The organism is Parabacteroides sp. KHUB-02 (genome assembly GCF_056640955.1).
Map to the genome: position 1 here is coordinate 1449406 of NZ_JBWQEV010000001.1, position 26768 is coordinate 1476173.

27 protein-coding genes are annotated in these 26768 nt (G+C 42.4%); 15 read left to right on the plus strand and 12 right to left on the minus strand.

Features of this window, described 5'->3' with window-relative positions; all coding sequences use genetic code 11:
• The first annotated feature begins 68 nt into the window (after positions 1-68).
• The 10 genes from ACYIA1_RS06280 to ACYIA1_RS06325 all read left to right on the plus strand — a co-directional run bounded on the left by ACYIA1_RS06280 (position 69) and on the right by ACYIA1_RS06325 (position 7357).
• Positions 69-1502 (plus strand): AAA family ATPase, encoded by a 1434-nt coding sequence (locus ACYIA1_RS06280; RefSeq protein WP_008665039.1) that lies wholly within the window; start codon positions 69-71, stop codon positions 1500-1502.
• Between the two features lie 5 nt (positions 1503-1507).
• Positions 1508-2128, plus strand: coding sequence for a hypothetical protein (locus ACYIA1_RS06285; RefSeq protein ID WP_008665040.1), 621 nt, complete (start codon positions 1508-1510; stop codon positions 2126-2128).
• Entirely contained in the window at positions 2125-2538 is a 414-nt protein-coding gene (locus tag ACYIA1_RS06290) for a hypothetical protein (protein WP_008665041.1), read from the plus strand. The genes ACYIA1_RS06285 and ACYIA1_RS06290 overlap by 4 nt, the downstream gene beginning before the upstream one ends.
• A gap of 247 nt (positions 2539-2785) precedes the next feature.
• Entirely contained in the window at positions 2786-3028 is a 243-nt protein-coding gene (locus ACYIA1_RS06295) for a helix-turn-helix domain-containing protein (RefSeq protein ID WP_480334737.1), read from the plus strand.
• Between the two features lie 28 nt (positions 3029-3056).
• Entirely contained in the window at positions 3057-3530 is a 474-nt protein-coding gene (locus tag ACYIA1_RS06300; protein WP_008665043.1) for a hypothetical protein, read from the plus strand.
• Positions 3531-3967: 437 nt separating this feature from the next.
• A complete protein-coding gene (locus tag ACYIA1_RS06305) occupies positions 3968-4438 on the plus strand; it encodes a plasmid mobilization protein (RefSeq protein WP_022219047.1) in 471 nt (156 codons plus the stop codon).
• Positions 4428-5645, plus strand: coding sequence for a hypothetical protein (locus tag ACYIA1_RS06310; RefSeq protein ID WP_022219048.1), 1218 nt, complete (start codon positions 4428-4430; stop codon positions 5643-5645). Before ACYIA1_RS06305 ends, ACYIA1_RS06310 begins: the two co-directional genes overlap by 11 nt.
• Positions 5646-5655: 10 nt before the next feature.
• The gene (locus tag ACYIA1_RS06315; protein WP_008665046.1) at positions 5656-6234 is read left to right on the plus strand and encodes a hypothetical protein; all 579 of its coding nucleotides are present in this window, start codon (positions 5656-5658) and stop codon (positions 6232-6234) included.
• 88 nt (positions 6235-6322) lie between these two features.
• Positions 6323-6532, plus strand: a complete 210-nt coding sequence (locus tag ACYIA1_RS06320) for an IS66 family transposase (RefSeq protein ID WP_055169702.1) — start codon at positions 6323-6325, stop codon at positions 6530-6532.
• A 477-nt stretch (positions 6533-7009) separates the two neighbouring features.
• A complete protein-coding gene (locus ACYIA1_RS06325; RefSeq protein WP_082431359.1) occupies positions 7010-7357 on the plus strand; it encodes a PcfJ domain-containing protein in 348 nt (115 codons plus the stop codon).
• Here the strand turns inward: ACYIA1_RS06325 and ACYIA1_RS06330 are convergent.
• From ACYIA1_RS06330 to ACYIA1_RS06385, 12 genes are read right to left on the minus strand one after another with little or no spacing between them, the layout of a single operon-like run.
• Positions 7246-7542: a DUF6804 family protein gene (locus ACYIA1_RS06330; protein ID WP_005807974.1), complete on the minus strand. Its 297-nt coding sequence runs from the start codon at positions 7540-7542 to the stop codon at positions 7246-7248. The genes ACYIA1_RS06325 and ACYIA1_RS06330 overlap by 112 nt on opposite strands.
• A gap of 6 nt (positions 7543-7548) precedes the next feature.
• Positions 7549-8310 (minus strand): S1C family serine protease, encoded by a 762-nt coding sequence (locus ACYIA1_RS06335; protein ID WP_008665050.1) that lies wholly within the window; start codon positions 8308-8310, stop codon positions 7549-7551.
• Position 8311: 1 nt separating this feature from the next.
• Positions 8312-8959 carry a hypothetical protein gene (locus ACYIA1_RS06340; protein ID WP_005807978.1) on the minus strand — a complete coding sequence of 216 codons (648 nt, stop codon included), beginning with the start codon at positions 8957-8959 and terminating at the stop codon, positions 8312-8314.
• Positions 8960-8964: 5 nt separating this feature from the next.
• Positions 8965-10605: a coiled-coil domain-containing protein gene (locus tag ACYIA1_RS06345; protein ID WP_008665053.1), complete on the minus strand. Its 1641-nt coding sequence runs from the start codon at positions 10603-10605 to the stop codon at positions 8965-8967.
• Positions 10606-10608: 3 nt separating this feature from the next.
• Positions 10609-11427 carry a hypothetical protein gene (locus ACYIA1_RS06350; protein WP_005807981.1) on the minus strand — a complete coding sequence of 273 codons (819 nt, stop codon included), beginning with the start codon at positions 11425-11427 and terminating at the stop codon, positions 10609-10611.
• Positions 11428-11430: 3 nt separating this feature from the next.
• On the minus strand, positions 11431-12294 hold the full coding sequence (locus ACYIA1_RS06355; RefSeq protein ID WP_005807983.1) for a hypothetical protein: 864 nt from the start codon (positions 12292-12294) through the stop codon (positions 11431-11433).
• Entirely contained in the window at positions 12287-15769 is a 3483-nt protein-coding gene (locus tag ACYIA1_RS06360; RefSeq protein WP_480334742.1) for a hypothetical protein, read from the minus strand. The genes ACYIA1_RS06355 and ACYIA1_RS06360 overlap by 8 nt, the downstream gene beginning before the upstream one ends.
• A 2-nt stretch (positions 15770-15771) precedes the next feature.
• Positions 15772-17190 (minus strand): hypothetical protein, encoded by a 1419-nt coding sequence (locus ACYIA1_RS06365; RefSeq protein WP_005807987.1) that lies wholly within the window; start codon positions 17188-17190, stop codon positions 15772-15774.
• An 11-nt stretch (positions 17191-17201) separates the two neighbouring features.
• The gene (locus ACYIA1_RS06370; RefSeq protein WP_005807989.1) at positions 17202-17618 is read right to left on the minus strand and encodes a hypothetical protein; all 417 of its coding nucleotides are present in this window, start codon (positions 17616-17618) and stop codon (positions 17202-17204) included.
• A gap of 1 nt (position 17619) precedes the next feature.
• A complete protein-coding gene (locus ACYIA1_RS06375; RefSeq protein ID WP_480334744.1) occupies positions 17620-17925 on the minus strand; it encodes a hypothetical protein in 306 nt (101 codons plus the stop codon).
• A gap of 57 nt (positions 17926-17982) precedes the next feature.
• On the minus strand, positions 17983-18801 hold the full coding sequence (locus ACYIA1_RS06380) for a hypothetical protein (RefSeq protein WP_480334746.1): 819 nt from the start codon (positions 18799-18801) through the stop codon (positions 17983-17985).
• A 25-nt stretch (positions 18802-18826) separates the two neighbouring features.
• Complete coding sequence (locus ACYIA1_RS06385) at positions 18827-19561, minus strand: UpxY family transcription antiterminator (RefSeq protein ID WP_005807993.1); 735 nt, start codon at positions 19559-19561, stop codon at positions 18827-18829.
• A 798-nt stretch (positions 19562-20359) separates the two neighbouring features.
• Between ACYIA1_RS06385 and ACYIA1_RS06390 the strand changes: the two genes are divergently transcribed.
• The 5 genes from ACYIA1_RS06390 to ACYIA1_RS06410 all read left to right on the plus strand — a co-directional run bounded on the left by ACYIA1_RS06390 (position 20360) and on the right by ACYIA1_RS06410 (position 26756).
• Positions 20360-22048, plus strand: coding sequence for a fimbrillin family protein (locus ACYIA1_RS06390; RefSeq protein ID WP_480334748.1), 1689 nt, complete (start codon positions 20360-20362; stop codon positions 22046-22048).
• 52 nt (positions 22049-22100) lie between these two features.
• A complete protein-coding gene (locus ACYIA1_RS06395; RefSeq protein ID WP_480334750.1) occupies positions 22101-23144 on the plus strand; it encodes a hypothetical protein in 1044 nt (347 codons plus the stop codon).
• A gap of 22 nt (positions 23145-23166) precedes the next feature.
• Positions 23167-24225, plus strand: coding sequence for a fimbrillin family protein (locus ACYIA1_RS06400; protein ID WP_480334752.1), 1059 nt, complete (start codon positions 23167-23169; stop codon positions 24223-24225).
• 49 nt (positions 24226-24274) lie between these two features.
• Positions 24275-25501, plus strand: coding sequence for a fimbrillin family protein (locus tag ACYIA1_RS06405; RefSeq protein ID WP_480334754.1), 1227 nt, complete (start codon positions 24275-24277; stop codon positions 25499-25501).
• 151 nt (positions 25502-25652) lie between these two features.
• Positions 25653-26756, plus strand: a complete 1104-nt coding sequence (locus ACYIA1_RS06410) for a fimbrillin family protein (protein WP_480334756.1) — start codon at positions 25653-25655, stop codon at positions 26754-26756.
• Positions 26757-26768 lie beyond the last annotated feature (12 nt).

Sequence of the window (26768 nt, forward strand, 5' to 3'; positions counted from 1 at the left end):
CTTGTTTGTGGGCAAAATAATTGGTTGAATCAAATATAACCGTTAACTTTGCAACAAAACAAAGAAATATGACAGAAAAACTCATAGGCCGTGAATATGAATGTGGTGAACTCGAACGCTGTCTGGAATCAGACCGTTCGGAACTTATCATAGTATATGGCCGTCGTCGCATAGGCAAGACATTCCTTATAGAGCAATATTTTGAAAAGCACTTCGACTTCTGGTTTGTCGGGGTACGTGGGCTGACAACCAAAAACCAGTTGCGGAGGTTCGCCAAAGTCCTCAAAGAGTATTCCGGCATTTCAAGCTACCACTTTTCAGACTGGTTTGATGCTTTTGACGCATTGCAGGATTATCTGGAGCATCTGCCTGCGGACAGGAAGAGAATTGTGTTCATTGATGAAATGCCGTGGATGGATTCAGGCCGCTCCAATTTCGTAGTTGCATTGGAAAATTTCTGGAATGGCTGGGCGATGAGCCGCGAAAATGTGATGATGATTGCCACAGGTTCTGCCACTTCTTGGATGAGGGACAAATTGGTTGGAAACAAGGGCGGACTTCATGCCCGGGTCACATGCCAGCTGCATCTTGCACCTTTTACGTTGCGTGAAACGGAGAAATATCTGGAAAATCGAGGGATGTTCTGGGACAGGTATCAGATATTGCAATCTTATATGCTGTTAGGCGGAGTACCTTATTATTATAGTATACTGGCACCGGAAAAGAGCCTGATGCAGAACATCGACCTTCTCTGTTTCAGACCCGATGGCAAATTGCGGATAGAATTTGATGAACTGTACAACGCCTTGTTCTCAAATGCGGATTACTATATTGATACCGTCAAGGTGTTGAGTGCGCATAAGTCGGGATTGACATTTCAGGAAATCGCAAAGGAAATCAAACTGGAAGGAGGTAAGTTGACCCGTGTACTTAAAAATCTTGAGCGTTGTGACTTTATCGAAAGATGGTCTCAATATGGCAACAAGAAACGGCAGGAAATACTTCGTCTTACGGACTTCTACACTTTGTTTTATTATAAGTTTATCAAATCGAACAACACCAAGGATGAACAATGGTGGAGCAATAACTTTGATTCGCAAAGCGTCACGTCATGGATGGGAGTAAGTTTCGAGCTTGTCTGCCTGCGGCATCACAACCAGATAAAAAAAGCATTGGGCATATCGGGAATGGCCACATCGGTTTCCACATGGCATTGCAAACCAAATGAGAAAGAACAGACTCCGGGAGCGCAAATAGATATGATTATTGAACGTGCGGACCGTATGATTCATCTTTGCGAAATGAAATTCTCGGAAGGAGTTTATCATATCTCCCAAGACTACGAGAAAAAACTTCGAGAAAGAATGGGCTTATTCAAATATTTGACCGCAAATAAAAAATCATTAGTACATACATTTATAACCACTTATGGCGTTGCCAATGGCAAGCACAAGAGCATCGTCCACAGCGAGGTGACAATGGATGCCCTTTTCAATTCCTGACAATTATGATGATACAGCAAATTATACAACGGCTGAGTGAGGTAAACACACTTCTCACCACTTGTAGGCAAGACGATTTCTCTTTTGCCCAGGCTTTGACATTATCCCTGTTCTATCGTGATTTCAGCGATACAAACAGCCTTGTAGGTGGGGCCACCCTCTTGGCAAAGGAGAATCCCGGACAACTGTCGGAACTTTCATCCTCCCTTATTTCGGAAACGAACAGATACCTGTCGCTTGACAGGTCGGTATTGCAGACCGTGGATTTCAAAGCGTTTTTTGAAGAACACCTCAGGCCGTTTGAGCGTAGATACGAAGAAGCCAAGGAAACCGCCACAATTTTGTGGCAGAACTATTCTGCGGTGAGCAACCAGCTGGACTTCCTGCCGCTGGAGTCCGACGAATACAAGTCACTTGATGCGGAATGCGATACGGCAAAAACAGAATATGACGAGGCTCATGCGCGCGTGAACCTCTTATATAACGAGTGGCAGCAGGAGCGTGACCGGTATTTCTATGTGTACTGTTTCAAGCCGATGTTCCTTGACGTTCTGGTGGAACGCCTGAAAGGTATCGCGGAAAGTATCATTGCCGACATCAGCCGCATGAAGGAGGACGAGCCATGACCCGGACAGACCTGTTGCAGGAGACATCCGCATGGATGGACACCGTTGACCTCGCCCTGTGCCTGTTCATCTACGAGGTGTGCAACGACTGTCAGTTCGAGTACGTGTCGGGCAGCGACTTCGTGAACTTCATGAACCTGAAACCCACATCACGGGCTGTTGCCGTGCGCCCGAAAGAGAACCTGCGTGTCTGCTACATGGTGTTTTCCGTCTCGCAGACCATCAGGCCGCGTGAGCGTGGCAAACTTTGGGCGGAAGAGTTTCTGAAACGCTGCGGCATATCCAAGTCATACTACGACAAGCACCGCAGTGATGTATGCGGCAAGGGTACGACAGAAGAGAACCGTGAATACCGCAAATCCGTTGACAAGGCTATCGAAAACGCGAGAAGGTTTAGAAACACCCCGTAACTGCCCGCCAGTCCCCCATTTGAGATAACATTTTCCTATCATGGCAGTGCGCCATACTGTTGAATGCCAGCAGTATGGTGCACTGCCGCTTTTATGCACTTTCCCCATTCGCCCCACATTGTCCCCTTTTGAGTCCAAAGTAACTTTGCAAACGAAACGGAAGGCAACAAAAGGCTAAATGCCAATGTGTTCCACACCGTTGTGACAGGATTTGAAAGACAGTTGAAACAATAAAAGGACAAGTGACATGGAGAATGAACGCAACTTAATGACCACCACCGAAGCGGCCCGGTATCTCGGAGTGAAACCGAGCTGTCTCTACAAGATGATGATGCGCCGCGCAATCCCTTACTACAAGCCGGGAGGCAAGCTGTGCTTCTTCGCAAAGGAAGACCTTGATGCCTGGCTGAAACGGGTAAGGGTAAAGTCGCAGGACGAGATAGACAGCGAGACTTCACGGTATCTGGCAAACCGTGAGAAGGACAAATGATTTATCCACTTATAAAAACAGAAACAGTATGAACGATTCAAACATGACCGGTACAGGCATCAGGAATACCGTACCGCAGGATTCCACAAACAAGGAAACCAAGACAAAGACGACACGCTCCGCCATCGGAGCGAAAGCGCAGACCATTCTGGATTTTCTCCGACGCTGCACGCCTTACGAGGCGGATTCCATCCGTGTGATGGTCGGTTATGCCACCGGCAAGGGTGATACCGAAACGATTGAGGCAACCGACCAGCTTGCCGTAAACCGCTTTCTCAACCACGGGCTTATAAAGGAAAACGGAACAAGCAATGAAACTGTAATGAGACACCGGCAGGAACGTGCGCAGAAGCTGATGGAAGCCGTCAAGGAGTTCGTCAACATCGGCCAGCTATGCCGTGTCAGTGTCGCACTGATGAAAATCTCATCGGACTTCAAGGCCGTGGAGGATGCACGACAACACTTGCAATCACAACCTCCCACTACTGCGGGCAGGAGTTGACAACAAGGCAATCGGAGTGTTGGCAGTCAAGAACCACCCTCTGTGAACTTTTGCGAAATAAGGGGAACAGAAATGTCCGATACTCCGATGTCGTTTCCCTGCAAAGATGTCGGCAGCCCCGACAAGGAACAGCGGCAGAAGCTGCAACGGCTTGTAGGGATAACCGACAACAATGCCGAAACCATTTGTTGCACCCCCCATCCTTTTATACACAGCCGACAGATTCCGTAAGGTATTTGTGGACATCCATCCAGCAGGGTGAACCGTATTGGGGAAGCAGGGAATGGCATCCTATTACAAGATATGCCGATGTATTACACTCCCTGGCGGTCATTCCATACACGGCACCCTTGCCATTGTCCGACGGGGACAATGGGGAACGCCGCTCGCAGGCTCGCACCGTAACATACCTATTGTATCACTTTAACCCCTTTTTTATGGATAGAGAACAGGAAACAGCACAGCAAACCGAAGATACCAAAAGTACTGGAACTAAACGGGAAAGGCGTGATTCGACCATCTCGTTCCGTGTCAGTAAGACGCAACGGGAACATATCGGAAGGTTGGCCGACAAGTGCGGCATGACCCTCAGCGACTATGTGCTGGCACGGTCGTACAATTATAGACCCAAAGCGCGACTGACCCCAAGACAGGAGGCAGTACGTGACGAACTCATCATGGCACGGAGCGATTACGCCAGATACACGTCCATGCTCAACGCCATGCCGCAGGAGGAACGACGTGCGATGTTCCGCAACCAGACGTGGATGGTCGGTGCATTGCAACTGCTCGGCAGGACAGCAAAAGTGGTTACAAAGTTGATTGACAGCCATTTTTCACCGAACTGGATTCCGGAAACTCCCCAAATACAAGAACAACAGAAACAGAAGAATAGTTATGATAGGTAAGGCAAAATCCATCAGTCACGGGATAAACAACATCCGGTACATCACAGGAGAGTCGAGGAATAAGAAGTATCCCGAACTGATATACCACGTCAAGGACAACTTGCTTCCATGCAGACTTGATGCGCAAGGCATATGGGACATGATGAAAGCCCATGCACCGAAAGGCAAGAACGTTATCCGCATTGAAATCAGTCCGGCAAAGGAGCATACGGAACACTTTACCATGAAAGACTGGGAAAAGCTATGGAATGACTTTGTCCGGGAGTATGACTGTATAGAGTTTAGGAACAGGCAAGGTGAAATCTATTCCCACAAGACAAACCTTTCCGGAAGTATATACAGCGTGTGGCTGCACTTGGAATCAAAGAGTGGCATCCCCCATCTACACGCCGCAGTCTGCCGCAAGGATAAGGAAGGCAGAACCAACAATGACCACAACATACATTTACGCGCACAGTATGCGGCGGAGCGTGTGGCCCGAAAGAGAGGTTGGACTACGGCAATGGACATCCGCAGGACGAATGCCGATGAAGTTGCAGCAGGACTTATGGAAGTTTTACGTTCAATGCCGTCATGGTCATGGGACGATTATGTCGCAAAGATACGGGCAAAAGGCTACACACTCGAAGAACGGCGGGACAAGAAAGGTGTATTGCGCGGTTATACGGTCGGTGTCGGGGATGTCATCTACAAGGCTTCGGAACTCGGCAAAGACCGTAACCTGATGGTTTCGAAGATTGAAGCGACATGGCAGAAACTTCACAACAAGTCTGTAACAGAATTGAAGCAGAATGAAAACAAGATAAAAACACAGACAGCAACAACTCCCGACACAAAACCTGCAACGGCTTGCGACAGGCCTGTTATAGACTATTCCGCATGGCGTGAAGGAACATCAAGATATGAACTTGCGCATGAAGGCAAGGATTACCGTTTCTATCTCCCCGATCATGTCATGCGGTTATTCGATGACAAGTTTGACTATCGGGAGATGGTGAACCACAAAGAGCTTACCGACTATGCCGTGGCTCTGTTTGTCGGCATGATGAGTGTCCCGGCTGTCCCGTCCGGTGGCGGAGGCGGAACTTCCAACGATTTGCCGTGGGGACGGAAAGAGGACGAGGACGAAATGGAACGTGCCCGAAGATGCGCCCGTGCCGCCATAAGGAAACTTGGAAAGAAACCCAAATCATCAATCAGGCGATAGGCGAAGAACTATGGCAAACAAAAAATTCGATTACAGTAATGATATGATACAAGGCGATGTTACGCAAGATGAAAATGACAATAAAGAAATCTTGCGTCACCAGCGTCTTGAGCAGCGTAATAATGCGTTGGCAAACGAGTTCCGAGACCTCAAACCGGAAATCGGCAGGGCTTACAACCAACTATGCAACCTTGTCGAGAAATCCGGAGTGCTTTCCGAAACCATACTCAACCTGCTTGAACTTTTGAAAACCGCCCTACCTGTCAAGCTGACCGATGCGGACAAGAAAACGTTACAGAATGAGTTACACGCCATTGCCGACAATGCCGTCTCGAAAATCCGCAAGGAACACGAGCGGGTGGGGAATGACATTCGTAGGAATGCGAGCCGCATACCCCTCACTCCGACAACATTCTGGTGTATGGTTGCGTTGCTGATACTTCTTTCCACATTCTTCGCGATTGTAGTTTTCGCCAACGTAAAACTGCTTCATACCGGGATATTGGCTGAAATAATAGTCATATACTCCGTGTTGATTGTCCTGATACTTATAGCCATAGCCTTTACTTATAGTCAGAAGCAGCAATAAATCCCAATTATTGCAACTTTTGAAAAAGAGTGTTTTTATAATACCACTATAAAGTTGTTCATATACATATACCCGATGGGACAACATGATGAGATGTCTGGAGGACGGACGGTTGCTTTGGGATAACAATCCGGCTGAAAATGCCATCCGCCCTATCACCCTTGGCCGGAAAAACTACCTTTTCTGCGGCAACCACGAAGCTGCTGCTAACATGTCGGTCATTTGTTCACTGCTTGCTACCTGCAAGGCTCACCACGATGTCAACCCAAGGGATTATCTGAATGATACCATCGCCTGAATACCTTATCTTAAAAGGGCAAGCCGCGAGGAACTCTTACAACAACTTCCATACAAATGGAAGTTGCAACATCCGGAAAGTGTAGTGACGAAACAAAACGGAGAATCTTCCAACTAACGTTGACTGTAGCCATAGAGGTTCAACAAAATAATAGCGACTGCAACTATTGGATTCATAGTGACAGTCGCTATTGTTGTAGATCAAGGTTCAATACCTGTAGTTGACCGAATGCTTACCTTGATACTTGCTGGGCATCCTACCAGATAGCTCTATGTGCCGAAGGACTACGAAATGTGGTGCGACACCATACGTTTGCTTGAAAAGTGTGGCAAAGACGTAAGCATTAACTGAAGTTCTTCAAATTCTAATCTTGTCATAATTATAAAGGGTGTTATCGGTGCAACTTTGCACGTGGCAAAATTACAACACGATAACAACCTCTAAAAGGTGTATTTCAGTTAATGCTTACGCAAAGACATTCGCAGCGTGAAGTACATCTGTCTGAAAGACCTTAAAGCGGAACACGACCGCTGGCTGCATAAGGTGAATGCAGCGGAGGAAAAGCGCAGAAGCATAGAGAAGCTACAAAGAGCCAAGCAGCGAGAAGATGAATTTTACAAGAATAAATCTTGTTTCTTCGGTATTGTTATCACTGACAACGACATATGTAATGATCTTCTTATCATCGGAAACTCTCAGGTATCCATCCTTCGTCATAGTTTTTTCTTAAAGGTTCTTATTAGAAGAAATATCAAAGCTACAGCTACTACTAAGTCAATGATATTCCAAAGAACTCTTCCGAGTGCAACTTTGAAGAATGGCTGAAACAAAAGAGCTAATCCAGCAAATAAGAACCCAAGTCCATCTCTTTTATTTTTAAAATAGTCATATGATAGATAAACAAATGTACCTGCCGCTGCAAATCTCACTAATTCATAGAAGCCATATGGCATATCTGCTAAGCAAAGAATTAGCATTATGGCGATTATAAGTTTCAATATCGGTTTCATGTGGATTTATTCTATATATGGTTTGACAACATCTATACTCCAAGCATAATTTAAATTAGCTTGAGAACCATCAGCAAAAGAACCGGAAGTGATGCCAATGGCTTCTCCATACTCATTGATTAGTGCACCGCCACTACTTCCGTGATCAATAAGTGCGCTTATCTGCATTAAATTATCTGCACGCCATTGTGAAACTTCTCCTGAAGAGAAAGTGTTTTCCAATCCTCGTGGACTACCGATTGCATAGACTTTATCTCCAATTTTAGGTTTAGATTTTGCTATCGGAATGTAATTTGTATTTTGGCAGTTTACCTTAAATACGATAAAATCCTCTTTTTCACTTTTATGAAGGACTTTTGCTACAGAATACGATTTATTACTGCCAGCCAACTTTATCTGTTCTCTACCAATGGTAGTCCCTTTAAATACGTGATAGTTACTAACGGCAAGCCCATCGTTACTCACAAAGAAACCTGAGCCTTGATACCCATTACTGCCATCACTCGTAAAAATCATAAATACAGCATTACCATATCTATCGAAAACTTGAGAACCTTCTAGTTTATGATTAGAACGTTTGCTATTTTCCCTTTTTTGACTTGATGACGTTCGTCTTTCTCGAACTTCTTTTGTAGGAGAACCATCTCTATCACTTTCGGTTACTATTTCGGTTGATCTAAACCGCTCTCTTTGATTTCTTGCAGATTTACGGCAGCTAATGAAAGTGACGCAACAGAAAACAATTAGTAATACTGATATTTTTTTCATACTAGTTAATAACCCCCGGCTTGGGTAAAATATGTATTAGAAATCTTTGATTTTTAGTATTAGAAGCATTATCAGGATATGCTCTTAAAGCACCTTCTGTGCCACTACCACAGACTAGCACTTCACAATTTTGTCGCTTTAAATCCAAATGGCGGTTAATTTGAAAATAGCGATACAAAGACAAAGCCCTTTGGTAACTCAAATCAAAATTTCCAGTAAATCCATCATTGGAGGCTTGACCTTCAATAATTAACAAATACTTTACCGACTCACCATACTCTTCTTCTGCATGCCTTAGGAATTGATCTATTGCTAAGCCTGCGCTATATAGTTCTTCTCTTTTTTCTAGTGGAATATGAGTAATTTCAGATTGACCTATTGGGAACGAGACATCAATCTTTAGCACATGTTTCTTATGCAGTTCATTGTACTCAAACCATTTACTATCAATATTTTGTATGCTATTTTCAATATTATGAATCTTATCGATTTCTGCTTGAGTTGCAATTTGTAAATCATTTGCTTTTTTGAGTGCTCGTCCCATTGCAATAATCGCTACAACAAAGAGTACAAGTAATGTAAAGAACAAGCTAGTCATCAAATCTGAATAGCTTGTCCAAAACAAAGATTTCTTATTTCCTTTTGCCATACATGTTAGATTTTAATATCAAACACTTGGACGCAAAGCATAGCAAGAAGCATAATAAATGAACCACAAACGCCAACAGCAATTGCTACATTCATCCAATTACGCTTAGTATTTCCTTTAGAATCCAATGGTGTACCAATAGAACTTGCTAGAGTTTGAATTGCATTACCTTGCTCATCAATCTTTTGTTGTTGAGTTAGTATTGTTTGATTCAGTTTCTCCATTACTTTAGCCAACTCGTTCATTTGACTTGGCACATTTGCGAATTGTAACTTTAATGATTCGCGCTGAGTTGAGATCTCATTTTCAAGCAATTCCTTTTGTGCAGCTAACATTTCTTTGATTGCTGTGTTCTGAGTTTCAAAAGTACTTGATATACTCTCAATGCCTTGACGAGATTGTTCTTCTACCTCTTTGAATGTATCCTTTAGTCCACCAAATGGGTCATTAATTTCTGCTATCTTATTATTAATAGCTACACGTTGATCTTCAAGTGCTTTTGAAAGGCTCTCTTGTTGTTCTTCAATCAATGCTTGAACTTGTTGATTTTGCTTTTGGAAAACCTCAGTCAAATTAGAGATACTTCCAGCTAGACTTGTTCCTAAATTATCCAAGGCATCTTGAACAACAGAGTCTAGACTAGACATCTGTTGTCTCATCATTCCTTGTCTGTCTTGAACATATTCAATCTCACTCTTGAAATAATTACCTAATTCTTCAGAAAGACGAGTCCTGTCCTCAATATCACCCAAGCGTGAATTCAATTTAACTACCTGAGCTATATATTCTTCTGAATTTCCAAGATGTTCAAAAAGGCGTTCCAACTCTTCTGTACATCCTTGCAGCTTATCATATACTTCTACATTAGCTTTAGCAATCTTAGCAATCTTTATTTTATCAATAGCATCAAGTAATTTTACTTGATTGTCATAATTGTCAGTTACTTGAGATAAGGTTTCCTTTAATTCTTTGGTATTTTCAGCAAAAGTACTATTGAAATTGTTTAAGTCATTTGCCATTTTTGTAAGTGCACCGGTAAGGTTATCTGACATATTAGGCATAACTTTTGTCTGAATCCAAGACAGAAATTTGTTCTTCATCTTAAGCATCTCACCTCGTGCCTCCTTGTACTTTGAGGTAGAAATGGCTGTAAACATGACACCAAGAAAGCTTGCAATCATAGCAATACCAATATCAGTCAGAAGAGTCTTAATTCCTTCGACCTGAATATTAGTACCTGTCAATAAAGTTCCAAGGTCTGTCCAAGCAAAAGATACAACTCCAATTGCGGCACCTAAAATTGTAGCCATAAGGCCAAGATAAAGGGGTGTCGATAACATTGTATCAACATCTTCCTCTATTCTTTGGGAATCTCTTTCAACTATCTCCTTGATTATCTGATAATCTGCAGACGTATTCTGATTTTCATTTAGATACCCATTAATATCATGCAAAGTTCCTTCAAATTCTGCATGATTAAGAGAGCATTCTATTGTGTTACTTTCTTTATGTAATGACAATGTATTTGTATTAGGGAACAATGCTCTAAGTTTACCAATAATTGACAGGTTCTTAAAGAATGCAATTACTTGAAGGACAACGATAAATGCTACGACAATCGCTACTATATAATATTGAACAGACATAGTTTATTGCTTAATTAATGAAATAACCGCTTTCTTTTCTACTTGAAATGATCCCATCATCAGTTTTGCTTCTCCAATAGAAATAATCTGGATTGTATTGGCACCTTCCATTTGATTTTGGATGTCACAATATGGAATGAGATATCGATTAACATCTGATATGGCTTTAATCATAGGACCATCGTCAGTATTAATTGTAAATTTGTAAATACTGCCACTTTTGCTTGCCCAATATAGAGAATCAGACGAAATCATGCTCTCTTCTAGTGTACCATTTTCTGATACTTCAAAATAGATTTTCTCGGAAGGATCATCAGAGCCGAAACTAACAGAATAGCTTTCCAGCATCTTCCTAAGACGAGAAATTTCTTTGTCCTTATCGGTTAGATTTTTGTTATATTCTTTTTTTAATGTTTCTAACTGGCTTTTGGCCTCTTCTTCAATTTTTTCTTTCTCATCAAGAGCTTTTACCCAACCACTTTCAAGTTCGTTGTTTTTTTTGTTTTCTTCATCGAATTTCTTAGTTTGCTCTTCTAATGATTGCTGAAACTTTTCAATCTCGACATCCTTATCTGAAAGCAGTTTTTGGTTCTTTTCGTTCTCTTTTTTATGCTTTTGAATTTCTTTTTCAAGTTCCTTAATTTTATCGATGAGTTCTTGGTTGTTTCTACTATTACCAGCCAAATTTCCTGTAAGATAGGACGATTTATTATAATATGTCTCTTTGAACCTACTCATACAAGGTTGATTGAGAATGAATTCTAATGCACGCTGCATGTCAGAAGAATTCTGCGGATCTACTTTTATATTGACTTCAAACATAACTTAACAATATTGGATTATAATTTTTGTGAGAACTTGAAAGTCACTAGACAAGCTCCCAGGCTTCTTCACATTTACACTCTTTGCTTGGTCTGGATCAATTCCGTTTGTTTGAACTTCACAGAAAGGATCAATAACGCTAGTTCGGTTATTAATAGCTTTACCTGTCTTTGCACAACAAAATTCAAAAGCATAAATGCCATTGCTTTTCCACGCTCTATACATGGCAACATCAGCAGATTGAGCTATTGACAACTTTCCTCCATCAACAGCTTTAAGCCAAATATATTCACGAGTTTCTGCTTGCTTATTGGCAACTTTGTCATTATTATCTTTTGGCTTCACTGTGTTGGGTAACATAGAATTAGTACCCTGTTCACGAAAAGCATTCTTTTTCACACCTCCTGTTGTAGAGCTTGATTGTACTTTTCGTGAATTACTCAATTGACTTTCAAGGACGTGTATACGATTCTTTAACTGTACAAATTCATCTTCTATTTTCGTGTAATCTTTTTTCAGTTCGTTGAATGAAAAACTATTGTCGCAATCCATATCAGAATGACTATATGCATAATTAGTGTGTGCTTTATAGATTGCATATAGACTAAATAAAATGGCGATACCACAAAGTATCAAAATCAAATATATGTCTGGAAAGCCACTAATTAGATTATGATGTATGGATTCATTTAAGCTATTACTTAGATCTCTTGTTGATGTTTCTAGACAATTCACCTTTGAAGTCAATTCCTCAAAAATAGAATCTTGCTTAACCTTGATACTATCTTGGGCAAAAAGAGTATTGTTAAAGCTGTATGCAAGCAGATGAAACAAAAACAAGCCGCTTCTTCTCTTTGAATTATTCATTTTCACAAACTCTATTACTTAAATCATTAATTACACCAATTATCGGATAGAAGAATAGAGTCTCTTCTAACTTATCATCAAGACTGACATCACTAGTATCCAATTTCAAACGAACACCTTTCTCTACATATGTAGACAGGTTCTCGTTGAAACACTTTGCAGCTAAATCAAGATGTTGCTTATCAATACCAAACTCGTTACTTAACGAAAATCCCTGAATACGTGCTAGTTTCAAAGCAATAAAGTTAAAATAGGCTCTTACGTCTTTAACAACATCATCATACATTGTCTGTGCATCAGCATATGTTTCTGATTCACACAGTAAGTTCCTTGAAACTCCTAAAAGAATACTCTTCGCGGATTCTATATTAGTTGGTTCGTGGCTCAAGAACAAACCACCCTTACAAGTAGCTTCCTTTGGGTTCTCAGAATTTAGTATCAGCTTAATATCCTTATCAATATCAGAATCATACACCAACTTAAAAATGTGCCTTGTTAGCTTCTCAAGAGAAGATTTATTAGGACTTAGAACAGATACTACTTTCGAACCATAACCACTAAACGCTATATTCGCGGGAACTTCTAATCCCTTTGCTTTCATGAGATGAGCCAAGTGATAAATAATAGAAGTATAGAAGATGAAGAATACTATCTTTTGGCTTCCATTACGCATTAAATACGCATTAAAATCAACTGCATCACTCATAGACTTTGCTTTAATCTTTTCGTTATCAGCAAGAGAAAACAAGAAAGATGCAACCTCAGAAGAATTACCATAGTTATTAGCAGTCTTTTGGATGAGCATTTTCTGTAATTCCTCTTCACCTTCAAGTTTTGAAATGAAATCATCTTTACATTGTCTGATAATACCGTTTAGTTCTCCATTTTGAACGCTAACTAAGCTATTACCAAAGATTGCATCAGCAGCAAATCTCATGGATGATATACACTTTACACCATTTGTATCCGCAACAACAATGTCTGTTGTACCCCCGCCTATATCAATTGTAACGATATTAGTCACATCAGATCTGGTTTTTTGGAAGAATGAATATGGAGCAACAGATTCTGTTATAGAAGTTGGAACTCCGGTTTGATTAAAGTATTTTTTATACGCAGCTGTCCACAAACGCTCAAATAGTCCTTTCTTAAAGGCAGACATACTTATTGGATAAAACCATTTGATTTGCGTTTGCTGTATACTAGCTCCTTCTTGAACTACTTTTGTACGTATCATCATAAACAAAGATTCGATATAACATTTTATTCTTTGCTCATTAGTGGGACTAGCTTGACTCCACTTTAAGTTAGGGACGTACTCATTGTACTTTGTGCCTACTATTTTTTGATTATACATAAATGCAGGAGATGCATTGCCAAATGGCTCATATGCTCCAATTCCAGTGCCATTACGTCCGGAATTTACTTTATCAATGCAAAGGACAGTGCGCATGGGAAAATGACAATTAGCGTTCACACCTATAGATTCAGGAATAAACTCACCTCTAATATGATCCATAACCACCGCACTATCTGTTGAAAAAAGCAGACTGAACTGTGGCTGGTCGCTATTAAATTCAAATGGCTTAGGTAGTTGGTCATCACCTGAAGAGTACTCTATATGTGTGTTCGATGTTCCTAAGTCAATGGCAAATGTCAACGAGGCGGCACCTGCACGTTGTTTAAACTTGGGTATTAACAATCCACTGCCTACTCTTTCTTTTCCAGATTCTGAAACTAAAGAAACTCTTGCAAAATCAAAAGTTTTTCCGTCCAACAAGTACACTTTTGAACTTAGTTCTTCTTGAATGTCCACATTTCTAGTAACATAATCTGGTACAAACTTACCAGCAATATTAGTATAACAAACACAAGTGCAGTCTTTATTTACAGAATGATCGGAAAGAATAACGATTCTATAATGTGCATCAGCCTCTTGAGCAAATTTTACAGGAGGAAATACACCTATTGCTAAATCCTCATCAGGAACAACAATTGCACCCTTATTGTTCTGCTCATCTGCTTTAACATCAAGAGTATATATTCGCTTATATTCTACTTCTCCAGCCTTAATAGGTACACGGAGTGATACTTCAACTCCGGAAGCTACTTGCTTAATTTCAAAAGCCTTTTTACCTGATGGAGCCAAGCCCGTTAAATAATCAGATGTAAAGTAATCAAAGAAAGTATCCTTTATTGGGAACAAATAACCTTCAACATTGCCATTTGAACTCTGATAGTTGCCATCAAAATAGTCTGCTTTATTAATAGCAGAAGGGAGCTTTATAATTTTATCTTCAAGGAAGTCGCTGATAGTTAAATAAGGATGCTGGATATTAATGCCAGGCAGACGCCGTTGCGCAAGAGGCAAAGCATCATAATATGGTACATCAAAACTTCTACCAAATTTAGAACCATAGTACTCCATGTTTTCATAAGCGTTTCCTCTGACAACAGGAAGAACTAACGGTAATGTTTCTGTCGATTTCAGAGCTTGTAATTCAAAATCAGAGTTTCCTGTGACAACAGCTCTTTTGCAATGGAATGAAACTCCATTGATTTCGACATCAAAAGATGTTGTAGTATTAATATTGACACTAAGAGCTTCATAAGTCTTATCTACGAAGTTTTTTGTACCAGGAATTATTGAAATACACTGATTTTGGATGCTATTAATTTCGTTTTTGAGGCTATTATCAAGAACGAAGTAAACAGCATCCATATATTTGGCAACCTCAGGATAATCATTATTAAAGTTCGCATTTGAGTATCTAAATGCAAACATATATTTCAAGAATTCTGGATCTCTTTGGTCAAGAGATGAATAGTTTGAATCAAATGCATAATCAGTACCGAAACATAGCTCCTTTGATATAGCAGACTCGTTATTAGCTGTAGAAAAAAATAGTGTTGCAGGTGAAGTAGCCCCAATGATGTGCATCTGTTTCTGTCCTGATCCCTTATATTTAAGAATATACATATTCTTCATTTTCCCAAAGTTGTATGGGTCATTTCCTAAGGCATCTTGCTTGAGGAACATGTCTAATGATCTACCAGCAACTTGGTGATTCGGATTAGGTGACAACAATAGCTTCTGCAATTCTTGATTCATATTCCAAACAACAATGTCAACCTTATCTTGCATGGTTGGATATGAGAAAAATATTTGAGCTACATCCAAGGTGTCAGATACCATTTTATGATAAATTGTATTGCCTGATAGGTGCGATTTTACATCGTCAACAGACATTTGATTTAATGTGCCTGGAATAATCTTACCAAAAGCTTCCTTTACCAATTCTATTCTCGCAAAAGGAGAAGGAATTGAAGTTATCTCGTTTTGCGTAGTTGTAGCATCAGAGATTCCATCAACATACCCATGATTATATGTTGTTGCAGTTGAATTGCTCCAATCGACGATAGTAGTCTTTGTAGCAACAATACCTGCTCTTTTTAATCTGAAAATGTGTCCCATAATTACAATTTAAGTTTGTTTTCACATATTTCCTTAAGCGTAATATAGAATAGCTCAAGAAAAGATTGTAGTGGATTGAGATTAGCGGAGATTTTACCAATGTTATCACTTAGCTTCTTGTCTATATAGTCACAGCCTTTCTTTGACAAAAAGCCATAGTGAGGTGTAATACCTACAACAATATCTAAAGCATCTACAGAAGACTTATCCGGTCTAAATGGTTCAAAAGAAATATGATTTTCTTTCATCTCACTAAGCCATTCTTCAAAGCATTGCTTATATTTGTTGTATGTACTGAAATTGGAAGATCTCCAAAAAGAATCCCCCAAGATAGAACTCTTATCTTTTGCCCATTTCTGTGAAGAACGATGTGAGGCATCACGATTGTTCAGATATGAATTTAAAATCGCCATCATAGACAATGGCTTACGTATTATGTTATTTGTTTCAATTCCAAAGTCAGCAAACATAACATTTTGTGAATCACTTTCAAGACCAAATTCATGAAAATTGGTATTTTTCACTGTGTTCTGTTGAGATTGTTTTCCGGCAAAATCAATAATAGAAAGAGCCGCAAGCATTTCTACCAAATGAGCATTATTTTGTTGATTACCACCACCGTCACAATTATCGTAACCAGCAGCTGAAAAATCATCACCTAAATAATACATATCGTCTAAAGTGTTATTACCGGTGACATTTTTCTCATAGTAGTTTAAAGCCGCTTTTGCTTTTGTAATGAAAGAATCTGCTTGGATTGAACTCTTTTTGTCTGTTTTAAGATTAAAATATGGAAGAAGAGAAACTGCTCCAATTGGTGCGTTTGCTAATGCAGTATTGGAATTTGTTCTCATATTCTTTAACAAAAGAGGAAAACCACTTGCACCTGTTCCTCCAAATATCGAACTGATAATAAATACCTTGTCGCCATTAACAAAATTCGTTGCGAAAGTATTGTAGTCTTTTGAGTCGGTGAATTGGTTAAGTACAATACTGCCAATATTAGGATTACCCTTAAAACCGACATTCATATCTGAAGCCAAATTTGCATTAGAAAACAACATTCTCATGATGGCTTGATTTTCTAAAGACATAGTGCTAAGACTCAGATAATTTTCAAATGATATTCCCGAAGTTCCAATCAATGGAAGTAGATAATTGCCATCGTTATTGAGAGCACTTATTGGATTTTTGAAGAATTCATTTTTTTCATTATTGTTAAAACTAAGAGCATTATGAATATTTTCATAAGAGCGCATAATATCAACAGTGCGAACCAAATCACCGTTTGATTGATCCGGATCGACAATCATAGGGACAATTTCGTAATCGGTATGTACACCTGAAGAAAGAAGCATTGTAAGCGATCTTAAAACACGCGACCCCGACCCGCCTATTGCAAAAACATAGAGCTTACTCATATATTATGATATTAAAATTTTTGAAAAGGTACATATTTTGCTGTGCTACCCCATTTTATGATTAGTGATGCAACCACAAAGAAGATAAATGACCAAATCACATTAGTGAAGCTAAACATGGTACAATCCAAATATGACCATTCTTCTGATGGGTCAACTTCATTGTTAATTAATGGTGTCATCGTGTACCATAATGCAAATACAAAATTGATGATAGCATTTATGCCAGAATATACAAACCACCACATAGTTTGCTTGCGCACTGGAGCTAAAACATAGTAGAATATCGCACACACCACAAAAGAACAAATAAGCATAAAAGCACCTATGTGCAGATAGCCTGGTATGGTTTCATAGAGATATGAATCAAGTTCTACACTATAGAAGCCATTTGTGTAATAGTAAATCGAGTTAAATAAATCTTCCATATTATTTTAGACTTAAATTAATTGTAAAAATGTTATTGTCTTTATTTTGATAGGCATTGTTTACTCCCTCAATTAGTGATTTTATACCATAAGTTGTACTATCTTTAGGAAGTGAGTTATTTTCAAAATTAGATGTAATAACCCAATTCGGTAATTTTGTTGTATAGCCAATAGTTAAATCACATGCAAAAGGTCGTCGATTAGTTGCAATTGTATAGATATACTGTCCATTACTTTCAGATTTTATATTATCAATATAGTAATCATTAGGTACTATCGTGTATTTTTGAACATCTTTAATTTCCAAGTCAGAAATTATAACCTTTGATAAATCTACTTTTATATCAACCTTGTACAGATTGTTTTAATAACGGTCTTCTTTCCAATGCTTAACAATTATGTCTTTACCTTTATCAGTCATTCGGGCATTGTTTGTAACAACCTTTGTTGCACATGTTTCCATTGGTTGCAAGAACATTTTTGCTTCATTTTCTAATGTTACTGGCAAGTTAACCACATCTTTAACCTTTCTACTAGGGCCAAAAATCCATAAATAAAGTGGTCGTTTACCTTTATACTTTATCTTACCAGGAAAATAATACCCGTCAAATGACGCTTCGTATTTATATATGGCAATAGATAAATCGTTATATTTATTTATTCCTTTGGTGAAAATCTTGGTGATTTCTGATTTTGCTTTATCTAAATTTCCGAACCTACTTTCAAAACAATAATCGGAAAGAACAATATTTACGGTATTGTCATTAGTGCCCGATAGAATTTGCTCAAGGACCTTATCTATATCTGAATAACTTGAATTACAATTTGTGTAAATCTGGTTGAGCCATGTATTTATATCACTTTTTTGTGGAATAGTTTCATTATTGATATAGTTTAGCGAAATAGTATCGCCATCTCCTTTGTTTTCTTCTATTCTATCATAAAACTCTTTAAGGATATTACCAGCATCATTTACATACCCTTTAAAATAACCTTTTACACTACCTGAGTTTTCAACGTAGAAATTATATGTAGTAGGTTCTATCTCTACTTTTTCTATGCATTTGGTATTATATTCACCTTTCGACTCACCACTGCGTGGATTTTTACAGCTAGAACATATCATTAAGTATATGCAACTCAGGCCAATAATAGAACCACGCATCATAACTGACTTTTTCATTTTTATGTTAGCTTATTTAAATATTTTACTTTTTTACAACTTCAAGAAACGCATTAGGAATGTATGCTGTAGCCATAGTTAGCAAACCATCTATAACTATTCCTACTCGCTGCTGTCCTTGATAACGAGCCACAATACCTGTTACCCCCTTGAATTTCCCTTCAACTATACGAACCGCTTGTCCCTTTTGGAATTTTTGCACCTCATCAGTAGATACAATGATATCATCCGCATCTGCTTTACAGATTATGCGAAGACTCTCAATCTGATTGTCAGGGATAATCAGTGGCTCGATTTTATTGCCGATGTGGAAGTGACGATAGTAAAAACGAAGATAATGGAGGTTTACGTTATCGTAAACAAAAGACTTGATTTCTTCTTCTGTGCCATAAGCAAAGAAGAGGTTGGGAATACGCGATTCTTCTACTGTTTTACGTTTACCATCTACAAGTTTAACGGTGGAAAGTGTAGGATAGAAGGCTGTTCCACCTTTACTTATAATATAATCGTATGCTTTCTTTTCTCTTCCGTAAGTGGTACGTAGAGCGTACCAATGAGAATTGTCTGTTTGGAAGGTGGAATGTAATGGGGGGTGGGTTGCCGACAGCGCATTTCTGGTGGACACCCCTGTATCTGAGTTCTCCACCATCATAGGCTTTAGAACTTCGGAGAGGGCATCGGAGGTAAGTCCGGTGCAAGGAGGAACTATATCACCTCCATGAGTGTTTGCATATTTAGATGCAAGTTCATTGATATTCATATCGGTGCTAACTTTATTCTAGACAGAACTCAGTTGATAGCACATAAAAAAGCGTGGAATCGTCCTGTTGTCCATTCCACTTCCTGAGGCTCTAGCAATTGCCTATCATAGTTGAACAGACAACGTCAGAGCCCACGCCGATATGAATAATCAAACACCGTAAAGAGACCTATATAAACAACCTTGTTGTGCCCGAAAGGGTACAATCCATGCTTACAAGGTCTCCACGGGGATGATATAATCACACCCGGGACATCTACTGTTGCTAGGTTCAAGACTATGATTCTGTGAATTTGCTAGATTACAGGAAGTCCTAAACACAGCGTCGAATAAACGCCTTCATTATGTATGGACTATACTTTCCCACCCAAAGCCCGCTTTGTGCAACTGCATCATTCGTATGACTTCGCCGCACTAGGCTCGGCGTGAACTTCCCCAGCCATTGTCGTGAAAGACACGTCTATCGGAAACAAATAAGCGTAGGGGTGCTATAGTCCGAATGCAAAAATATAATTTTTCTTTCAAAAACATGAAACAAAATGAAAGGAAATACGCCAAGATTGATATTTTACGATTTTCAATGAAGAATTTTTGCTTTTATAGGATAATCTCCCAAGTAATGGAAGTCGATTAAACCTGTACTTCGTAATCAAGGATTCGGAAATTACATATATTCTTTACTATTGTTGTTACTTTGTTACTTTATGCTATTTGTATCGACTTATATATCTAATAATAAGTTGTATATGTGTAATATTTATCTTGGAGGGAAAGGAAAAACTATAGATAAACTAGTATATGAGATTAAGACATTTATCGAAAAAAACAGCTTTTTTATTACTCGGCTTCCTCGTCTTGGGAGCTTGCGGTAAGGACGATCCGGAACCACCCGTTCCCGGTTCCGGCGAGGGATTGTTGCGGGTATCCGTGCGACATACGGGCGATACTCCCTTGGCCGTTTTCGCTTATAAGGCGGATGGTTCCTGCGTGGCGGGGAAGGAAGAGCCCGCCGGAACGCCGTCTACGTGGTCGTGGAGCGAGCGGCTCGTGGTGGGGGAGTACGCCCTGCTGGTCGCCGGCTCCGACCCCGCCGAGGTCCGGTTGGGCGATACGGAGAATCTGGGGAAAGCCTATGCCGCCGCCCTTCCCTCGGGAAGCGACAGCCTGCTGGTATCGCTGGATAGCCCTCTTTACGTGGAGAGCGTGACGGGGATTAAAGTGACCGATGGCGATGAGACCGCGATCTCATCGACCCCCAAGGATATCCGCCGGATCTTGCGCCTTACCATCGACGCGGGGAAAGGCTTCGGCGGGGCGAAGGTGGAGGGCCGTTTGGACGGGATAGCCTCGTCGGTGCGCCTGTCCGACCGGATAGCGACAGGAGTGGGTGTGCTCGACCTTGATTTCCGTGCCTCGGCTGCGGGCGTGGCGGGCGTTTACCAAGCCGTGGCGGGTATCTTGGGTACGGTGACGCTGGACGGCTCGGACCGGAGCAACGTCTGCACGCTCTCGTTCGAGACCGCCGGCGGCGAGCGTTTCAGCTACAAGGAGAACCTGACCGCAAGCCTGCATGAGGTCATGTCCTCGGGCCGTGATACGCTGGATCTCTCCTTGAAGGTAAGCCCTGCCGTCCCGATCCGCCTTTACACCGGCATCCAGACCCGTGCCGCCGTGGACGTTTTCGACTCCACGCCCGTATCCATCGCCGTAGGCACTTCCGCCGGCGATTACACGGAGCATTGGACGGGGACGGCCACGGAGGGCGATATCCTCTTGGACCCGGAGCGCTACTATCCCACGGACGGCTCCGCACTTTTCATTCGCAGCTATCACCCCGCCGCCCCCCACGTGAACGGCGAGGTACGGTACGAGCTGACGGGGCAGGAAGACTTGATGCTGACCGATGAGCGGAGCGGCTCCCTGTCCCGCCGTTTCGACGCTACGGAAACGCCCTTGATCCATAAGCACCTGCTGACGCAACTCAGCTTCCGCCTACGTGTCAAGGGAGCGCCGGACGGGTATAGCGTACATGCCGTCAAGCTGAACGGGCTAGCCTCGGTAGCTAAGGTGTCCTTGTCGGATGGAGAGGTGGTCCCGCTCGGGGAGACCAGCTCGGTGATCATCTATTCTTCCGATGACGGGAATGGTATCCCCGTGGTGGATGGCGTAGTGACGCTCCCCGGATTCGTGCTGGTGCAGCCCAAGGCCTCCTTGACGCTTGACATGACGCTCGCGCCGGAAGGTGATCCCGCCTCCGGGCAGGATTTCAAGGATCTCCCCGTCTCGTTCGGTGGCGAGGGCAACGAGAGTGGAGGGGCTTACGATATTGAGATCTCGCTTGAGATACCCGTTGATCCGGAGGAACCGGACGATCCCGATACTCCCGAGGAACCCAAGGAGCCGGATCCCTTCGAGGAGTACCAAGTAAAGATAACGGCAACCGTCACCCCGTGGAAACCGGGCAATGGCGGCAACGCCGATTTATAGATAAGATTATTTAATTCATATTTTTTATTAATACTTTAAAATTACAAGACAAATGAAAAAGATTTTGACAATGGCGGCTGTGGCCCTGTTAGCGGCAAGCTGCTCGAACGACAAGGATGTGATCACTCCCGATTTGGGTACGGCGAACGCTCCGGTAGCGATCAAATTGACACAAAGCGTGGAAGGTATCACGACTAAAGCCCCGATCACGAGCGGATCGCAGGTGGAAGGTATCGTGGTGATGGTGGACGTGACTTCCGGACACGAGCATGATTGGGGTAGCTTTAATCCGGTTTACAAGAATGAGATCGATGGAGCTACAAAGGAATTGAAAACTCGTGCCAACGTAGCCGGCGCTGTATTTACGGCTGGGACAGAGACGGATATTACCTTGACTCCCACCTTGTATTATGATAATGCGCAGGCGAGTCCTAAAAACTCCCATATTACGGCGGTCGTTCCTTCCGGAACAATCGAGTCCTCAAAAGTGGTTTTCGGCAAGGTGGACGGCTTGCAGGATGTCATGACGATCGGTGCGGATCAAGATGCCGGAACTGCAGCGTCACCAAGTCTGGATGGATGTAAGTTGACGTTTTCACACAAGACCACCCAATTGGTTTTCGCCGCTAGTTACACTAGTGTGGCTGATAACAAAGGAGAATGGGCCGGAAAGGACGTATCCATCAAGAGCATCAAGGTTTTGGGCACGCAATTGCCCCAATCCGTGAACCTGACAAATGGTGACGTGAATTGGGCTACTGCCTCCGATTTCTCTGTCCCGAATATCACGACAACCACCCTTTCCACGACAGCTTCTACGATTAGCCCGGCGGTGATGGTCGCTCCGTCTAATGATATCAAGCTGAACGTAACGATCAACGTAGGCGGTACGGATCGTACCTTCTTGAATGTCCCGGTGATGGACTCAAAGAATGCAGGTGAAAAGTTGAATGCCCAAGAAGGCTATGCCCATACGGTTACGTTGAACATTACCGAGCCAGACAAACCTACAGGAGATAATGTGAAGGCACTGGAAGTGAAAGCCACTGTCAACGAATGGAAACAGGGTAACGGCGGAACCGTTGACTTGAAATAATCCTAAATATCCCTCAACCATCATGAGACAACTCTCTATATACATATTGTCGATGATAGTCATGGGATCGTTGGCCGCTTGCTCGGACAATGGATCGGCGGGAGGTGAGATACCTTCCGCTGATCCTCCGATCGAGCTTCGGGCGACGTACCCGGACACGTCCATAAGCACGAAAGCGGAAGTGGGAGAGGCGGAGGCGTTCAAGACCACCCTCTTTTGCGTGACCCGTCTCGACGCTATCACAGGTGTTCCCGACTATACGAGTCTTGCCGATCGTTTCTCCACCCCCGTATCCGACGTGACCACAAGTTGGGCCGATGCCGTATTCTACGAGGAATGGGTAGAGCGGACGGCTGATGTGGCGGTAGGCGGGAGTATCTCATGGGATGCCTCTCGTAAGCACCATTATCCCCGCATGGGAGCGAACGTGTATCTGGTCGGCGTATCTCCCGTGGCGGGCGATAACTCGTACGATGCCACCGAGGGTACCGTAAGCTATACCCTTGACGGGCATATGGACTTGATGTACGCCGGCCCCTTGGCGGGTAATAAGTGGGATGGTAACCGTTTTACGGGCAATACCGTCGCCGGGGTCGAGGCGAATCGCTCATTGAATTACGCCCACCTGCTTACCCAGCTGGTATTCAAGGCAAAGAAGCATGATGCCGGAGGCCTGGAGGTGAAGGTGAACAAGATTATCGTGAAAAGCATACCTACGGCAGTAAATGTTCCGCTGGCTACGGGCAAGGCCACCTTCTCCGGTACCTCGGACGTGACCCTCCAGCCTGCCGGCAACGCCACGGTAGGGGCATCAAATGTCGGTCCCATCGATCTGGGCTGCCTGTATCTGCCGCCTACACCCGATCCGGGCAATGTGAAAATAACGGTCGAGACTTCGATCGGTACCTTTACCGACGTATCCGTGAAGATGGGTGATGAAATATCTGAGGATAATTTCAAGCCCGGTTTCTCTCACGTGATCACGTTGGATATCTACGATGCCTCTTTAGGTATCTCCTCCGTGGAGGTAGCCGAATGGACTCCCTCGTATGTCGATGGCAACCTAGACTTGATCCACTGACTGACTAAACGAATTGAACAATTAATAGAACGAATCAAAAAAAGTAATCATGAGAAAACTGATAAACTATAAACTACTCTTTCTTTCTCCCTTCTTCTTGGCTGCCTGTAGCAACGAGGACAATATCCCCTCCATCCTCCCTTCCAACCAGCCGGATGCCGTAGAGCTGGGGATTACGGCGGGGGTGACGCTTACGAAAAGCGTGATAAATTCGGGTACCCAAGCTGACGCTAGTAAAGATGATGTCATGAAAAGCGTAGCGGTGTACGCACGCTTAAAGGGGACAGTCGTATCGGGTGAAGATCCTTATACGAATGCGAAAAGCAATAATTACGCATTATATACTTATTCGACGACAGGAACCGCAGGTTGGAAAAGCGGAGATAAAAAGATCTATCTGACCTCCGAAGTGGCAAAGATATACGCTTATTATCCGGCTTATCAGCCCGGAACAAATCAAGAGTTAGCCACAACCACAGCTCTAGTATTATCTGATAATACCGCTACGGATAACTCCACAATCCCAGTAACGGTCTTTGCTGGAACGACTGATGATGCGCATAGGGATTATCCCTCGACATTAATAGACAACTCTGAAACGACAAATACCAATAAGGCAAAGATTAATTCAGCGAAAGGTGAAATCGATTATATGTGGGCGGACCAAGGTAGCTCTGAGACGAATTGGATAACTGCGAGCAACACGAAAAAGGAAACCTCTATAGATGCCTCTGTTGATCTAACCATGAAGCATGCCTTGACTTTGGTTAGTTTCCGCATTTACAATGATGGAACTTATAAGAATAAAGGTGTGCTATCGAAGATACAGTTGAAGGATGTACCTAATCAAAAGGTAAGCGGTAATAGCAATCCTCTTGCTACGATGAATATTGATAAGGGAACCTTGGCTAATAATAGTTCCTTGACAACGGGATCTTATATCCGTGAGTTTGCTACTGGCGCTACTTATACCTTGAAAAAGAAAGGAGACTCTGGTTTATCAGACGATAATGCAGCTAAAGGGGCTTCATACCGATTCAGCATCTTGGCTTTGCCGATAACTAACCAAGCCCTAAATAATACCAAAGCCATCTTTACGATTGATGGAGCGGATTATGAGGTAGCGTTAGCTGATAATGCGACAGGAGTTACTTGGGAGCAGGGGAAAGAAAACATCTATACCGTAAAACTTAGCGGTAAGGAATTATCCATAGGCACCGTAACCGTAGCCGCTTGGGGCACCGTAACCGGCAATGATGATTTGAAAGTTAATTAACCTACAGTCTAGGGTTGTAGAGACGGGGCACGCCCCGTCTCTACAACAAAACACGAAATACAAAACACGAAATCTGTGTAGTAACAATCAGACCGGGTGGTAATAATAAAACCGGGTGGCAAATAAACGAACAATATAAACAACGATAAATATGAAACCGTATAGATACCTATTATTAACAACAGTATCGCTTTCCCTTTTCGCCTGCGGCGGCGAGGATGGCGAAGACCCCATCGTACCCCCGGTTGATCCGGATACCCCTGTCGCCCTGTCCCCGCAGATCGCCAGCGTAGCCCTCACCAAGGCCACTGCCACATCCGGCGATATAAAGGCCATCGGCTTATACGCCGTAAATAACGTGGCAAGTGAAAACCATTACGGCACATCCCCCCATGGTACATACGGCCAATACACCCTCCAAGAGGGTTCCTTAAAACCCGCTACGATAAACGGTAAGGATCAAACGATCTGGCTAAGCACCCAGCAAGCCATAGTCTACTCTTGCTATCCAGTCACGGATGCCACCACGATAACCGCGGCCGGAAATGCCTCTTCCCCGGTCTATACCATCCCGGTACGAGCCACTGCCATAGCCTATTCGAATACGGTAACGAATGCCTCCTCCTTGGATTTCACAGTTCCCGGTAACGATTATATGTATGGTGTAGCCTATAACACTTCCACGAATACCTTTGATACCACTCAACCCATAGCCGATAACGGCCACAGAGCCTCCGATTCAAAAGGCGAGAAGATAAACCTCGGCCTTAAGCATGCCTTTTGCTTGGTAAGCCTAAAGTTCAAGAAACACACGGACTACGTCGGTCCTTGCAACCTGACAAAAATAACCTATAGTCGCCCCATCCCGACACTACAAACGAATGGTACCACCACCATGAGCCTAAAGGACGGAGCCCTCGGCAACCTAACCGGAGCGAAGGCGGGTACACAGGTAAAGTACGAGTACACGGTAAATGGCGGCGTAACCGTTGCCGCTACCACAGACGGAATCGAGTTCATCAATTACGGCGTACCATTCCCCTCCGGCACTGCAAATGTTACCGCCGCTACCTTGACCGTCGTAGTAGATGGCAAGGAAATGAAACTAGACACCATTACCGACGGTGGCGAATGGTCCGCCGGAAATAAATATACATACACCATCTCCATCCACGGTACCGGCCTTAAGCTGGACGGCTTCAATGTGGTAGGGTGGACGAATGAATCATCCGACAATACAAGTACGACTATCTAAAAAAACTATACG

Excerpts from the sequence above, each read along its gene's own strand:
- ACYIA1_RS06280 (WP_008665039.1), top strand. The coding sequence starts at position 69 with ATGACAGAAAAACTCATAGGCCGTGAATATGAATGTGGTGAACTCGAA.
- ACYIA1_RS06285 (WP_008665040.1), top strand. The coding sequence starts at position 1,508 with ATGATGATACAGCAAATTATACAACGGCTGAGTGAGGTAAACACACTT.
- ACYIA1_RS06290 (WP_008665041.1), top strand. The coding sequence starts at position 2,125 with ATGACCCGGACAGACCTGTTGCAGGAGACATCCGCATGGATGGACACC.
- ACYIA1_RS06295 (WP_480334737.1), top strand. The coding sequence starts at position 2,786 with ATGGAGAATGAACGCAACTTAATGACCACCACCGAAGCGGCCCGGTAT.
- ACYIA1_RS06300 (WP_008665043.1), top strand. The coding sequence starts at position 3,057 with ATGAACGATTCAAACATGACCGGTACAGGCATCAGGAATACCGTACCG.
- ACYIA1_RS06305 (WP_022219047.1), top strand. The coding sequence starts at position 3,968 with ATGGATAGAGAACAGGAAACAGCACAGCAAACCGAAGATACCAAAAGT.
- ACYIA1_RS06310 (WP_022219048.1), top strand. The coding sequence starts at position 4,428 with ATGATAGGTAAGGCAAAATCCATCAGTCACGGGATAAACAACATCCGG.
- ACYIA1_RS06315 (WP_008665046.1), top strand. The coding sequence starts at position 5,656 with ATGGCAAACAAAAAATTCGATTACAGTAATGATATGATACAAGGCGAT.
- ACYIA1_RS06320 (WP_055169702.1), top strand. The coding sequence starts at position 6,323 with ATGAGATGTCTGGAGGACGGACGGTTGCTTTGGGATAACAATCCGGCT.
- ACYIA1_RS06330 (WP_005807974.1), bottom strand. The coding sequence starts at position 7,542 with ATGAAACCGATATTGAAACTTATAATCGCCATAATGCTAATTCTTTGC.
- ACYIA1_RS06335 (WP_008665050.1), bottom strand. The coding sequence starts at position 8,310 with ATGAAAAAAATATCAGTATTACTAATTGTTTTCTGTTGCGTCACTTTC.
- ACYIA1_RS06340 (WP_005807978.1), bottom strand. The coding sequence starts at position 8,959 with ATGGCAAAAGGAAATAAGAAATCTTTGTTTTGGACAAGCTATTCAGAT.
- ACYIA1_RS06345 (WP_008665053.1), bottom strand. The coding sequence starts at position 10,605 with ATGTCTGTTCAATATTATATAGTAGCGATTGTCGTAGCATTTATCGTT.
- ACYIA1_RS06350 (WP_005807981.1), bottom strand. The coding sequence starts at position 11,427 with ATGTTTGAAGTCAATATAAAAGTAGATCCGCAGAATTCTTCTGACATG.
- ACYIA1_RS06355 (WP_005807983.1), bottom strand. The coding sequence starts at position 12,294 with ATGAATAATTCAAAGAGAAGAAGCGGCTTGTTTTTGTTTCATCTGCTT.
- ACYIA1_RS06360 (WP_480334742.1), bottom strand. The coding sequence starts at position 15,769 with ATGGGACACATTTTCAGATTAAAAAGAGCAGGTATTGTTGCTACAAAG.
- ACYIA1_RS06365 (WP_005807987.1), bottom strand. The coding sequence starts at position 17,190 with ATGAGTAAGCTCTATGTTTTTGCAATAGGCGGGTCGGGGTCGCGTGTT.
- ACYIA1_RS06370 (WP_005807989.1), bottom strand. The coding sequence starts at position 17,618 with ATGGAAGATTTATTTAACTCGATTTACTATTACACAAATGGCTTCTAT.
- ACYIA1_RS06380 (WP_480334746.1), bottom strand. The coding sequence starts at position 18,801 with ATGAAAAAGTCAGTTATGATGCGTGGTTCTATTATTGGCCTGAGTTGC.
- ACYIA1_RS06385 (WP_005807993.1), bottom strand. The coding sequence starts at position 19,561 with ATGAATATCAATGAACTTGCATCTAAATATGCAAACACTCATGGAGGT.
- ACYIA1_RS06390 (WP_480334748.1), top strand. The coding sequence starts at position 20,360 with ATGAGATTAAGACATTTATCGAAAAAAACAGCTTTTTTATTACTCGGC.
- ACYIA1_RS06395 (WP_480334750.1), top strand. The coding sequence starts at position 22,101 with ATGAAAAAGATTTTGACAATGGCGGCTGTGGCCCTGTTAGCGGCAAGC.
- ACYIA1_RS06400 (WP_480334752.1), top strand. The coding sequence starts at position 23,167 with ATGAGACAACTCTCTATATACATATTGTCGATGATAGTCATGGGATCG.
- ACYIA1_RS06405 (WP_480334754.1), top strand. The coding sequence starts at position 24,275 with ATGAGAAAACTGATAAACTATAAACTACTCTTTCTTTCTCCCTTCTTC.
- ACYIA1_RS06410 (WP_480334756.1), top strand. The coding sequence starts at position 25,653 with ATGAAACCGTATAGATACCTATTATTAACAACAGTATCGCTTTCCCTT.